This is a genomic window from Coleofasciculus chthonoplastes PCC 7420, assembly GCF_000155555.1.
GTDB classification, from domain to species: domain Bacteria; phylum Cyanobacteriota; class Cyanobacteriia; order Cyanobacteriales; family Coleofasciculaceae; genus Coleofasciculus; species Coleofasciculus chthonoplastes_A.
Window position 1 is genome coordinate 313,577 of the sequence record NZ_DS989842.1, and the last position, 12,945, is coordinate 326,521.

Consider the following 12,945-nt stretch of genomic DNA (forward strand, 5'->3'; position numbering starts at 1 on the left):
TTAAATAAAGGACACACATCATTAAATAAAGGGCGCACGTCGGTGTCAAAGGGCGCACGTCGGTCATCCGTGTCAACTTAAGGTCGAAAACCAATGCTGGCAAGGTTTTACACCGTGTCTATCTACTCCTCAACATTTCCCCCTCATCCCCTAACCCCTTCTCCCACCGTGGGGAGAAGGGGGATCGGATGCTCTTGCTCCCCTCTCCCCGGCGTGGGAGAGGGGCTGGGGGTGAGGGGTTGAGCTTAAGTTGACACCAATGCACGTCGGTGCGCCCCTACGGATGGATATTGGCGGAATTGCAGATAATCAGAATGTGCGATCGCCTATTGAATTAAGAGCGCAGGTTGATGCTACCTTACAGATACATAGTGGGGAAATAGGGGATATTTATCAAGTGCGATCGCCTCTCCTAATTGTCTATAGATACTCGGTATCGCGATCGCTTATCGAACCAGATGATAAAGTGCGATCGCGCCGCTAGTCTCCCACGCCGGGGAGAGGGAAATAAAGGAATCCGGTTCCCCTTCTCCCCACGGTGGGAGAAGGGGTTAGGGGATGAGGGGGAAATGTCCAGGAGTAAATAGACACAGTGTAAAAGCTTGCCAGCATTGGTTTCCTACCTTAAGCTGACATCCTTGAGCAAACATTTGTAAAATCTTAGTGAAAAATCCCTTTAAACTAGACAGAATAGAAACGCTTATTATCTCTACGTCAATGGAACCATGTCAACTCCCCTAAACACAGCGCTGGAGAGCTATCAAGCTGCCCTTGAGTGCCTGGATAAGGCTGACGCCACGATTGATGTGGAACAAATTCTAGCGATTCTGAATGCAAGAGATACCGTACAGGTGGCGCTAAAGCAGCAGTCTCCCGTTCCCAATAGTCAGTTGCAGACAGTGATTGCGTTGGATGCACGGCTGCGGGAAAAGGTGGATGTGATTGCTAAAGCAGTAAACTACAAAACCGCTGAACAATTCAGTCAATGGCGGGAAAGTGTCCACCCCGCCGCTGATGCTTGGTGGTGGCGCTTAGAACGCATCGCCCCACCCCATCCCTGGGATCAACTGGATTGGTTGTGGCGCAGTGTGACGATTGTCGGTTGGACGGCAAATTTGAGTTTATTGGTAAATATTGCGGGTCGCTTTTTTAGTCAGGGTGCCGGATTAGCGGGTGCCGCAGCGGTTATTTTTCCTAGTATTCTGGCGGTATTACAGGCAAAAAGTGAACTGACCAAATCGGGTCATGAAGGGTTTGATCAACTCTTGACAAAATTGAGGATTCCTCTCCATTGGCGGGAAGAAGCCAGGGCGGGTTCGACCTTATTGTTGTCTGTATTTCTCGGTTATTTTTGGTTATTGCTGCCCGATATTTCCCGAATTTATACGAATACGGGGTGGGAGAATTATGATAAAGGGCAAGTGGGCGCAGCGGAACAGGAATATATGCGGGCGATCGCCTTAGATGCCGATAATGTCAACGCCCATTATAATTTAGGATTAGTCTATGAAGATTTACAAGAATTTGACCAGGCGCGAAAGCATTACCAAATCGCCGCCAGGGGGGATATGCCCGCCGCGTATAATAAACTCGGTCGCCTGTATCTGAAGCGGAAGAAATATCCAGAAGCCGCCGCCCTCTTACAGAAAGGGCTATTGTTAACCGAAGACCAAGAAACCTCTCTGGATGTGCGCTATAATCTCTTAAAAAACATGGGCTGGACGCGGTTCCTCCAAGGCAGAGATGAAGAGGCAGAATACACCCTATTAGCCGCCGTTGGCATCACCAAGAATCCCGCCGCATCGGAGGTGATTGAGAACAAAGGAACCGCCCATTGCGTACTCGCACAGGCGCTCGACAAACAAGACAAACCCAGCGCATTAGAGGCATATAAACTATGTTGTCAACAAGGGAACCGACTCAATAGCGATGAAGACACCTGGTTACATTTAGCTCATACAAAATTAAATAAGGCAGGAGAATCATGTCCAAACCCTGGAAATTAATCCCTCTACTATTCACTCTTTTAACCCTCACTCAAACCGCACCGGGATTGACCCAATCCCGCAGCTTAAATATCCTCTCTGAAGTCAGAGGAACAGTCTATATCAAACGGTCTCGATATAATCGTGCCCAACGCGCCTATGGCGAAGAATTTCTCGGATATTCAGACCGTTTACAATTGGGACAAGGAGCCGTGGCGAAGGTTCTTTGTACCAATTTAGCGATTTGGAATTTAGGCTCTCGTGGCGAATTTTCCGTGTCTCGCGGTTGTCCGTCTGTAGGGGCGATGATTTTACCCGAAACAAGTCAGCGAACGGTTCGGGCGGATGGAGATTTCACTAAACCTTATATTATTAGTCCCCGTGATACCAAGATTTTAGACCAGCAGCCCACCCTGCGCTGGAATTCAGTGGCAGAAGCGACATATTATCAGGTAGAACTGAAGGAATTGACCCTAGATGGACTCACCCCAATTTGGACAACCACCACAACTGAATCGGAAGTCATTTATCGGGGAGAAGCGAGGCTAAAACCGGAGACGCATTATCAGTTAATTGTTAAAGCGTATCAAGGAAACACACAGATAGGAGAAGAATTAGCTTTTTTCCCAGTAGTTAGTATCGCCACCGCCCAAGAGGTGAGAGAGAAAATAGCCGAATTAGAGGAAAAAGGCTTAAGCGAAGATGGCAAAGCCTTAGCGCTGGCGCGTTTGTATCAGAGTTATGACTTAAACGCGGCGGCGACTCAGGTATTAGAAGGGTTAGTGGAACAAGGGGATCAACTGACCACAGTTTACCAACTGTTAGGAGATAGCTACCAGCAAATGGGGTTATTTGAGTTAGCCAAAGCGCAGTATTTAACCGCCCTCGCCCAAGCCGAAACGGAGGAGAATCTGGACACACAAGCCCAAATTCAAATCAGTTTAGCCCAGGTAGAGGAGGCATTAGCGCAATTAGAGACAGCCTTTGAGTTATTGCAGGCGGCTCAGGCGAATTATCGCATTTTAGGCGATGAGGAACAAGTCGCAAGTCTGCAATCCGACCTCGATAAATTGGCAAGAAGACTACCATGATCGGGTCTTCTTGTTCGTGGGTTAGGTTGGATACAGACAGATCCCTGACTTTTTGAAGAAGTCGGGGATCTTGCTTAGTAAATTGGGCGCATATTGGTCATCCGTGTCAACTTAAGCTCAACCCCTCACCCCCAGCCCCTCTCCCAAGCCAGCCCTCACCCCCAGCCCCTCTCCCAAGCTTGGGAGAGGGGAGCAAGAGGGGAGCAAGAGAATCCGGTTCCCCTTCTCCCGTGCAAAAAAAGCGAAGCATCCTTATTAATTATCCCAGATTCCCCCAATATCCATCTGTAGGGGCGCATAGACGTGCGCCCTTTATTTAATGACGTGCGCCCTTTGTTTAATGTGCGATCGCGCCTTTTCATTCCACCCGATAATCAAGTGCGATCGCGCCTTTTCATTCCACCCGATAATCAAGTGCGATCGCGCCTTTTCATTCCACCCGATAATAAGTGCGATCGCGCCTTTTCATTCAACCCAATAATCAAGTGCGATCGCACCTATTAATTATCCCAGATTCCGCCAATATCCATTCGTAGGGGCGGGTTTAGGAACTCAATTAGGTGGCTTAACGATAACTGAACAACAAAACCCGCCCTTTGTTTAATGACGTGTACCCTTTGTTCAATGTGCGATCGCGCCTTTTCATTTCACCCGATAATTAAGTGCGATCGCGCCTTCTACAAATGACGAATGACGAATGACATAAGACCAAGATATACTAAAGCAATCATAGGGTCACTCAACCAGGGAAAGGAAACAACCATGAAGACAACTTGGCACAATCCCCCCACACTCCTACTCATCACAGGCTTATCCCTAGCGGGATTATCCCTATCCCTCCCCAAAATCGCCCTGAGTCAATCACCGCCTCCGTCTTCCCTCCCCCATCCAGACTCCCTCATCGCTAACTCCACCGATGACTTAGCGGAAGCCAACCGACTCAAGCAGCAAGTTGAACAACTCTACAATCAAGGGAAATATAATGAGGCGATTCCCTTAGCCGAACGGATGCTGAGGCTTTATCAGAGCGTTTATGGGGAAGACCATCTGGATATTACCTATAGCCTAAATTATTTAGGAATTCTGTACCGAAATCAAGGACGCTACACAGAAGCCGAACCCCTCTATCGCCAAGCTTTAGAGATGAAAAAACGCCTCCTGGGAGAAGAACATCCTCATGTGGCAACCTCCCTGAATAATCTGGCATATTTGTACGAAAGTCAAGGACGCTACACAGAAGCCGAACCCCTCTATCGCCAAGCCTTAGAGATGTATAAACGCCTCCTGGGAGAAGAACATCCTCTGGTAGCTACCTCCCTGAATAATCTGGCATATTTGTACGAAAGTCAAGGACGCTACACAGAAGCCGAACCCCTGTTGCGCCAAGCTTTAGAGATGAGAAAACGCCTCCTGGGACAGGATCATCCTGCTGTGGCAACTTCCCTGAATAATCTGGCAGGATCGTACCAAAGTCAAGGACGCTACACAGAAGCCGAACCCCTGTTGCGCCAAGCTTTAGAGATGAGTAAACGCCTCCTGGGAGAAGAACATCCTCATGTGGCACTTTCCCTGAATAATCTGGCAGCATTGTACGATAATCAAGGACGCTACTCTGAAGCCGAACCCCTCTATCGCCAAGCCTTAGAGATGAGAAAACGCCTCCTGGGACAAGAACATCCTGATGTGGCAACTTCCCTGAATAATCTGGCAGCATTGTACGATAATCAAGGACGCTACTCTGAAGCCGAACCCCTCTATCGCCAAGCCTTAGAGATGAGTAAACGCCTCCTGGGACAAGAACATCCTGATGTGGCAACTTCCCTGAATAATCTGGCAGGATTGTACTTATATCAAGGACGCTACTCTGAAGCCGAACCCCTCTATCGCCAAGCCTTAGAGATGAGTAAACGCCTCCTGGGAGAAGAACATCCTGATGTAGCACAATCCCTGAATAATCTAGCTCTACTCTACGCCAATCTCAATGACATCGACAATACCCTCACCTTCCTCCAACAAGGATTAAATGTCGAAGAATACAACCTCGCCTACAACCTCGCCTCTGGATTTGAACGCCAGAAACGGGATTACTTACAAACCCTATCTGGGAGTACCAATTTTGCTCCCTCGTTCCATCTCCATCATGCTCCCAATAATCCCAAAGCCGCTAACTTAGCCTTAACCACCATCTTCCGACGCAAGGGACGCATTTTAGATGTGTCCACCAATAGTCTGCAACGCCTGCGCCAAAACCTGACTCCTGAAAACCAGACATTATTAGATGAACTCTCTGAGGCTTATAGTCAACTGGCTAATCTAATATATAAGACATCAGACAATGATATAATCTCAGCTTCAGAAGACTACCGCACTCAACTCGCCTCGGTAGAACAACGAGTGCAACAATTGGAAAATCAACTGTCTCGCCACAGTGAACAATTCCGGATTGAATCGAAACCCGTCACTATCGAAACGATTCAACCTTTAATTCCCGACGATGCGGTATTAGTGGAACTGGTACGCTACTTTCCCTACAATCCCAGTGATGATAGTTATGATGCACCGCGTTATGCGGCTTACATTCTCTCCTCCACAGGAGAACCGGAAGCGATTGATTTAGGTGCAGCGGATACGATTGAGAAAAGAATAACGGATTTTCGCCAACTATTCCAAAACGGTACTCAACTTCCCATTCCCCTAATTCAACAATCGGCTCGTGCATTAGATAAAGTAATCATGGCACCAATTCGAGAAAAGCTTGGCAATTCTCGCCATATCCTGATTGCTCCCGATGGCGCTCTCAGTTTGATTCCCTTTGAAGCTTTAGTTGATGAAAGTAACCGCTATTTAGTGGAAACCTATTCCTTTACCTATCTTACCTCTGGACGGGACTTACTGCGACTACAAACCCCTTTTCCAAGTCACGATAATCCGGTACTGATTGCTGACCCCTACTTTCAGCGTCCCGGTGAATTCGTTGCTGACATTCGCTTTATTGATTTATCCCAAATAACCTTTGCTCCTCTCCCCGGAACCGCTGAGGAAGCTGAAGCGATTGGTCAGTTATTAAATATTACCCCATTAATGGGAAATCGAGCAACAGAACGAGCGGTAAAACAGGTCAATAGTCCCTCAATTTTACATATTGCCACTCACGGCTTCTTTGAATCCAATCCCCAATCCGAAGCTGGAGCAGACACAATTAATAATAACCCTTTACTCCTATCTGGATTAGTCTTAGCCGGATACAGCGTAGGCGGTGACGATGGCGGAGAGGATGGGATTCTCACGGCGCAGGAAGTCTCAGCCTTAGATTTAGTCGGAACCAAGTTAGTGGTGTTATCCGCTTGTGATACAGGATTAGGAAATATTGATGCAGGGGAAGGAATCTATGGATTACGGCGGGCGTTAGTCTTAGCGGGGGCGGAGAGTCAGGTGATGAGTTTGTGGAAGGTTTCCGATACGGCGACGAAGGATTTAATGGTGAACTACTATCAGAAATTAAGGGAAAATCAGGGACGCAGTGAGGCGTTGCGTCAGACGCAGTTGGAGATGATAGAGAGTGGAGAATATCAGCATCCGTATTATTGGGCGGCGTTTATTCCTTCGGGGGATTGGACACCGATGGAGCGATGATTTTTATGGGGGGATAATGTAGGGGCGCACTGAGGTTATGCGTTTTAAGTTAAAGAAACCCCTCTCCCCCAACCCCTCTCCCACTCTGGGGAGAGGGGAGCAAGAATGTAGGGGCGGGTTTAGGGACTCAATTGGGTGGCTTAACGATAACTGAACAACAAAACCCGCCCTTTATTTAATGGCGCTTTTGAACTCAATTTGTTCAAGGGTTCTGTAATTTAAGCAAAGATAGGCTAAGGTTCTCTTACTACAAACTACGAACATCGGTGGGTTACAGCGGATACTTCATTGAATGGTTATTCGACTCTATTAAATGCCGCCTAACCCACCCTACGTCACTAATGTAAATAAAAAATATCAATCTATTGTAGGGGCGGGTTTAGGAACTCAATTGGGTGGCTTAACGATAACTGAACAACAAAACCCGCCCTTTATTCAATGGCGCTTTTGAACTCAATTTGTTCAAGGGGTTGTAATTTAAGCAAAGATAGGCTCGCATCCCTTACGACAAACTACAAACTTTAGAAATTCCTCACCTGAACATCGGTGGGTTAGGTTGGACACTTAATTGAATGGTTATTCGCTTCGATTAAATGCCGCCTAACCCACCCTACGACACTAATGTAAAAATATCAATCTATTGTAGGGGCGGGTTTAGGGACTAAATTGGGTGGCTTAACCATAAATGAACAACAAAACCCGCCCTTTATTCAATGGCGCTTTTGAACTCAATTTGTTCAAGGAATCTGTAATTTAAGCAAAGATAGGCTCGCATCCCTTACGACAAACTACAAACTTTTAAAATTCCTCACCTGAACATCGGTGGGTTACAGCGGATACTTCATTGAATGGTTATTCGCCTCTATTAAATCCCGCCTAACCCACCCTACGGGGTTGAGCAGTTTTTCCAGGGTAAATATACCTTAATTAGGGCGCACGCCATTAAATAAAGGGCGCACGTCGGTGCGCCCCTACGTGGATTTGATTTTATCCGTAATTCCTAAGAAACAACAGGTAACCCCGCTAACGCCATAGCAATTTCTTGTTCATTATATTCGCTATCCTGCAATCGTCCCGCGTGATAATCGATATAGGATTGCATATCAAAATGACCATGACCACATAAATTAAATAAAATCGTGCGGCTAATCCCTTCTTCCTTACAACGTAAGGCTTCATCAATTGCCCCTTTAACCGCGTGATTGGCTTCCGGTGCAGGTAAAATACCCTCAGTACGGGCAAACATTACCCCTGCTGCAAAACAACTTAATTGGGGATAGGCGCGGGGTTCAATTAACCCTAACTCAACTAAATGACTGATGAGAGGACTCATTCCGTGATAGCGCAAACCTCCGGCATGAATCCCTGGCGGTACAAAGGAACTGCCTAATGTGTGCATTTTTACTAAGGGAGTTAGATGTGCCGTATCGCCAAAATCATAGGCATATTTTCCTTTAGTTAATGTCGGACAAGCAGTAGGTTCTACAGCGACAAATCGAGTCGTTTTCTGTTCACCCCGTAACTTTGCACCGAGAAAGGGAAAAGCAATTCCGGCAAAGTTGCTTCCCCCGCCTGTACAAGCAACAATAATATCCGGATAATCTCCCGCCATGTCTAATTGGGTTTGTGCTTCTAAGCCAATTACGGTTTGATGTAAGAGAACATGATTTAGTACACTACCCAACGCATAGTTCGCCGTTTTATTCCCTAACGCTACCTCCACCGCTTCACCGATCGCAATCCCTAAACTGCCTGTACTCTGGGGATTATCTGCCAGAATTGCGCGTCCGGCTTGAGTTTCATGACTCGGACTTGGAATCACCTTGGCACCATAGCTTTCCATTAAAGCGCGGCGATAGGGCTTTTGTTGGGCGCTAACTTTGACCATGTAAACCACAACTTCTAAGTCAAATAATGCCCCCGCAAAGGCTAAAGCTGAACCCCATTGTCCCGCGCCAGTTTCTGTGGTTAAACATTGAATTCCCGCCTCTTTGTTATAGTAGGCTTGAGCAACAGCAGTGTTAGGTTTATGACTTCCGGCTGGACTCACGCCTTCATATTTGTAATAGATTTTAGCTGGTGTATCTAGGTGTTTCTCTAAGCGTCTGGCGCGATAAAGTGGAGTCGGGCGCCACTGACGATAAATGGATTGTACAGGCTCAGGAATTTGTATGTTCGGTTCGGTACTGACTTCTTGTTTGATTAATGCCATCGGGAACAGGGATTCCAAGTCAGTCGGCGTAATTGGTTGACCCGTGGCGGGATTGAGAACACCAGGTACAGGTGTGGGTAAATCTGCTTGGATGTTGTACCAAGCTTTGGGCATTTTGTCTTCAGAAAGGGTATATTTAATCTGCATCTTGGTTCGTTTGATGAGAGTTTAATTGCCTCAGAATAGTGAGATTTATTTTATCTTATAGTGTTTCGTTATAGCGGCAACGCCTGTATTAACACACCCTGCTACCGTTAAAGTCCCCCTATTAGATCCCCCTCCCGTCCCCCTTAAAAAGGGGGAAGCCAGCGGATGCTTCGCTTTTTGTTCCAGGGGGGAGACCAGATGTTGCTTCGCTTTTTTTGCATGGGGAAGCCAAATGATGCTTTCCCATATCCCAGACGTGCTATTACACGTCTCACTCTGAATTATTCGCCTCCAAATTGTTGGCGCAATTCTTCTATTTCTGTATCCTCTAACTTGCGAAATAGAGGAGGCGGAACCGCAAAAGAACGACCCGCTACCAAGGCATTAAAATCCACCGCCTGAGTTAACCTTTGCGTTCTCTCTGTTTCCGATAACTGCAACGCATCGAAGATTTTCTCCGCCGTAAACGGAATAAATGGATTCGACGCGATCGCATACAACCGAATCAGATTAATAGAGGTGCGAATCACCAACGCCGCTTCTTCCTTATTTTGCTTAAACAGCGCCCAAGGTGCGCGTTCGTCAATATATTGATTCCCCACTGTCCACAGCGCACATAATGTTTCAGCGGCTTTGCGAAACTCCAGATTTTGCAGGCAATTACTCAGTTTCGTTATCAAACTTTCACAACTTTCCTGCAACCGTTGTTCCGCCTCTCCCGGCGTTCCCCCTTCTGGAATTACTCCTTTAAACCGACTATTGGCAAATTTGAGTATTCGGTTAACAAAATTACCCAGATTGTCTGCCAAATCCTTGTTTATCTTAATTTGAAATAATTCCCAGGTAAACGCTGAATCAGCCGATTCTGGAGACATAGCAATTAAGGCATAGCGCCAGTAATCAGCGGGTACAATCTCTAAAGCTTGATCCGAAAATATCCCACGTTTGGAACTGGTGGAGAATTTACCGCCATAATAGGTTAACCAATTGAAGCCCTTAATATCATCCGCCATTGTCCAAGGTTCCCGCGTTCCCAGAATCATCGCGGGCCACATAATTGTATGGAATGGCAAATTATCTTTTGCCATGAATTGAACATGGCGAATATCTTGGGAATCATACCACCACGATTTCCAATTATCCGCTTCAGCCTGTTGATTTGCCCATCCTTTCGTAGCAGAAATATAGCCAATGGGAGCATCAAACCAGACATAAAATACTTTACCCTCAAATCCCGGACGGGGTACAGGCACACCCCAACTCAAATCGCGGGTAATACAACGGTCTTGTAATCCTTCATTTAACCATTTCAGGGCAATGGATCTAGTCAGAGTCGTCCACTCTTGCTGATTATCTACCCAGGAACGCACTTCATCACTAAGGGTAGTCAGCTTTAAGAATAAATGTTTAGTGGTACGGACTTCTAGATTTGTACTGCCTGATACAGCAGAACGGGGTTCTATCAAATCCGTGGGATCTAATACCGACGTACAATTCTCACACTGATCCCCTCTAGCGCGATCGTATCCGCAATAGGGACAAGTGCCAACAATATATCGGTCGGGTAAGAAACGATTATCTTCATGAGAATAAACCTGACGAATTTCCCGTTCTTCCATGAAGCCATTTTCATCGAGGCGTTGATAGAAATGCTGGGTTAACTCATGGTGATCTGGCGAGGATGTGCGACCAAAATAGTCGAAAGACAGTCCAAACCCGCGATAGATTTCCGCTTGCCGTTCGTGTTGTTTTTGACAATAGGTGGTGACATCTAATCCGGCTTCTAATGCGGCTAATTCAGCCGGTGTACCATGTTCATCTGTGGCACATATAAACAGAACCGATTCGCCTTCCTGTCGCAGGAAACGGCTATAGACATCAGCCGGAAGCATAGAACCGACTAAATTTCCCAGGTGTTTAATCCCATTGATATAGGGCAACGCACTTGTAATCAGATACTGCATAAATTTTACGTAGAATGTGCCAAAGGGTACAGCGTTAGCATCAGCCAAGAACTCAAGTTCTTGGCTAAACGCTTAAGTCCATTAAAATGGACTAACCTGTTTCAAGGTTTGTAGTCAGCGATGTGAGCGTTTAGGGTGAAGACAGCGCAACTACGAACTAGGAGTGATTTAATGTCACGCTCCTTAAGTGAAATGTCGCCAACTTGGACGCCAAGAAATAAAATCGAGCTTACTCAATCAGTCGTTGAACCCGTTTTAACGGGTTTAAGCTTTAAGCCCGTAGACGCATTCGCGAAGCGTTCTCGAAGAGTAGCGGCTTCTCTTCGAGTACTTTAGTTCAGGGCTGACTGGAGCCTGCCATTCACCTTAAGACGAATGGCACTGACTTAAGCTGGGTTCGTAGTAGGCACGAAGCGTGCCAGAAGCGCTAAAGCGCTGACTACAAACTCTAAAGTCAGTGGCATTTACCTTAAGACTATTGTGCGTCAAGTTATGCCAGATGTCTTCACAATCCCATCTTCGAGATAGGTTACTCGGTCAGCGACATCCAGGATACGGGGGTCATGAGTCACCATCAGTACTGTACACCCTTCCTCCTTTGCCAACCGCCGCAATAATTCAATTACCCGATGTCCACTGGTTGAGTCGAGTGCTGCCGTGGGTTCATCTGCCATGATAATCTGAGGATGACCCGCTAAGGAACGTGCGATCGCGACTCGTTGCTTCTGTCCCCCAGACAAGTTAGCAGGGCGTTGGTTGGCGTGCATCTCTAATCCAACATGTTCGAGCAACTCCTGTGCCTGATATCGCGCTTTAGTCCCCCGAATCCCTTTAATATTCAGCACAACTTCTATATTCTCGGCTGCCGTTAGCGCCGGAAACAGGTTAAAATGCTGGAAAATAAAGCCAATATTGTTTCGCCGAAAGCGGGCTAGCTTGGCGCTGGACATTTTGGTGATCTCTTCTCCCAGTAGGTATACATTGCCCAATGAAGGGGTCAGTAGTCCCGCCAGGATAGAGAGGAACGTCGTTTTCCCCGAACCCGATGGTCCCATAAGGATTTGAATATTACCGCGCTGAATTTGCCAGTCAATCCCTTTGAGTACTTGATAGCGCTGATTGCCGGATTTATATTCCATCGTTACGCTTTCAGCAATGATGGTATCCCATTGCTTCGGTTTGCGATCGCTTGAGCGCCGATCAAGCTGGTTTCGGCTTTTTATAGACACAACCACATTGATATAAGCGACAGTCCGGGTCTATCTGTAAAGAAATATAACATAAATAGCCCAAGTTAAACTCTCTTCAGATAAAGAGCCATGATCTGGATGATAGCGAATCCTGACGGATCAAATCCGTTGCCGGGTGATACTTGTGAGACTGTCAGGGAGGGGGTTGAAACGAGGGACTGATATCCAAAATGTTTTTGAACTCCCTTGAATTTACAAGCAGGAACTCAATTAATGCTTGTTAAGCTGTCACGCATTTAAATTGGGAATGGGTAGCGAGCAAGATGCAAAGCCTGCGGCATGGCTTCGCTTAACGCATTACAAGGGTTGTGCCGTTTTTGACATTAAGGTTTAAATGCCGAACCGCTTATTCACGACTAAATATTAAGTTACATCACCGCTTAACTCATTTGAGAATTGTTAATCTTTTTCAATTAAGCTTGACGAGCAGGTTAAATCTGATTAAAGTCGGTTATCATGCGAGCAAGAGTAAGTATTTTGAGTTAGATTGCCCAGCCAAGTGAATTGCCCCAGACTCAACTCTGGTGAGTCGTATGACCCCTGAATTTAAACCCTCCTGGGAAACGCCACCCTGGCTCCCAGAGACTGACTTGGGTGAGATGGTTAGCCGAAAAAGAGTGAGTGCGATCGCAGCTTGGCAGATGTGTTAGATACAATATATAG

Annotated in this window: 9 protein-coding genes; 6 read left to right on the plus strand and 3 right to left on the minus strand. The window is 46.6% G+C overall.

Going from position 1 to position 12,945, the window contains the following annotated elements; all coding sequences use genetic code 11:
* Nucleotides 1-250 precede the first annotated feature (250 nt).
* The 5 genes from MC7420_RS03305 to MC7420_RS03320 all read left to right on the plus strand — a co-directional run bounded on the left by MC7420_RS03305 (nucleotide 251) and on the right by MC7420_RS03320 (nucleotide 6,709).
* Nucleotides 251-484: a hypothetical protein gene (locus MC7420_RS03305; protein ID WP_157453011.1), complete on the plus strand. Its 234-nt coding sequence runs from the start codon at nucleotides 251-253 to the stop codon at nucleotides 482-484.
* 241 nt (nucleotides 485-725) lie between these two features.
* On the plus strand, nucleotides 726-2,006 hold the full coding sequence (locus tag MC7420_RS03310) for a tetratricopeptide repeat protein (RefSeq protein WP_006098505.1): 1,281 nt from the start codon (nucleotides 726-728) through the stop codon (nucleotides 2,004-2,006).
* Nucleotides 1,985-3,076: a tetratricopeptide repeat protein gene (locus MC7420_RS03315; protein WP_006098554.1), complete on the plus strand. Its 1,092-nt coding sequence runs from the start codon at nucleotides 1,985-1,987 to the stop codon at nucleotides 3,074-3,076. Before MC7420_RS03310 ends, MC7420_RS03315 begins: the two co-directional genes overlap by 22 nt.
* A gap of 303 nt (nucleotides 3,077-3,379) precedes the next feature.
* Nucleotides 3,380-3,580 carry a hypothetical protein gene (locus MC7420_RS39085; protein WP_006098696.1) on the plus strand — a complete coding sequence of 67 codons (201 nt, stop codon included), beginning with the start codon at nucleotides 3,380-3,382 and terminating at the stop codon, nucleotides 3,578-3,580.
* 258 nt (nucleotides 3,581-3,838) lie between these two features.
* Nucleotides 3,839-6,709 carry a CHAT domain-containing tetratricopeptide repeat protein gene (locus tag MC7420_RS03320; protein WP_006098365.1) on the plus strand — a complete coding sequence of 957 codons (2,871 nt, stop codon included), beginning with the start codon at nucleotides 3,839-3,841 and terminating at the stop codon, nucleotides 6,707-6,709.
* 1,000 nt (nucleotides 6,710-7,709) lie between these two features.
* Here MC7420_RS03320 and MC7420_RS03325 read toward each other — a convergent pair.
* From MC7420_RS03325 to MC7420_RS03335, 3 genes are all read right to left on the minus strand, one after another.
* Nucleotides 7,710-9,068 carry a TrpB-like pyridoxal phosphate-dependent enzyme gene (locus MC7420_RS03325; protein WP_006098348.1) on the minus strand — a complete coding sequence of 453 codons (1,359 nt, stop codon included), beginning with the start codon at nucleotides 9,066-9,068 and terminating at the stop codon, nucleotides 7,710-7,712.
* Nucleotides 9,069-9,349: 281 nt separating this feature from the next.
* Nucleotides 9,350-11,032 carry a methionine--tRNA ligase gene (metG, locus tag MC7420_RS03330; protein ID WP_044204699.1) on the minus strand — a complete coding sequence of 561 codons (1,683 nt, stop codon included), beginning with the start codon at nucleotides 11,030-11,032 and terminating at the stop codon, nucleotides 9,350-9,352.
* Nucleotides 11,033-11,517: 485 nt separating this feature from the next.
* Entirely contained in the window at nucleotides 11,518-12,267 is a 750-nt protein-coding gene (locus MC7420_RS03335) for an ABC transporter ATP-binding protein (RefSeq protein WP_006098630.1), read from the minus strand.
* Between the two features lie 539 nt (nucleotides 12,268-12,806).
* Between MC7420_RS03335 and MC7420_RS43185 the strand changes: the two genes are divergently transcribed.
* Nucleotides 12,807-12,932 carry a hypothetical protein gene (locus MC7420_RS43185; protein WP_269546243.1) on the plus strand — a complete coding sequence of 42 codons (126 nt, stop codon included), beginning with the start codon at nucleotides 12,807-12,809 and terminating at the stop codon, nucleotides 12,930-12,932.
* Nucleotides 12,933-12,945: the final 13 nt, after the last annotated feature.

Coding starts and splice junctions, on each gene's coding strand:
- MC7420_RS03310 (WP_006098505.1), top strand. CDS start 726: ATGTCAACTCCCCTAAACACAGCGCTGGAGAGCTATCAAGCTGCCCTT.
- MC7420_RS03315 (WP_006098554.1), top strand. CDS start 1,985: ATGTCCAAACCCTGGAAATTAATCCCTCTACTATTCACTCTTTTAACC.
- MC7420_RS03320 (WP_006098365.1), top strand. CDS start 3,839: ATGAAGACAACTTGGCACAATCCCCCCACACTCCTACTCATCACAGGC.
- MC7420_RS03325 (WP_006098348.1), bottom strand. CDS start 9,068: ATGCAGATTAAATATACCCTTTCTGAAGACAAAATGCCCAAAGCTTGG.
- metG (WP_044204699.1), bottom strand. CDS start 11,032: ATGCAGTATCTGATTACAAGTGCGTTGCCCTATATCAATGGGATTAAA.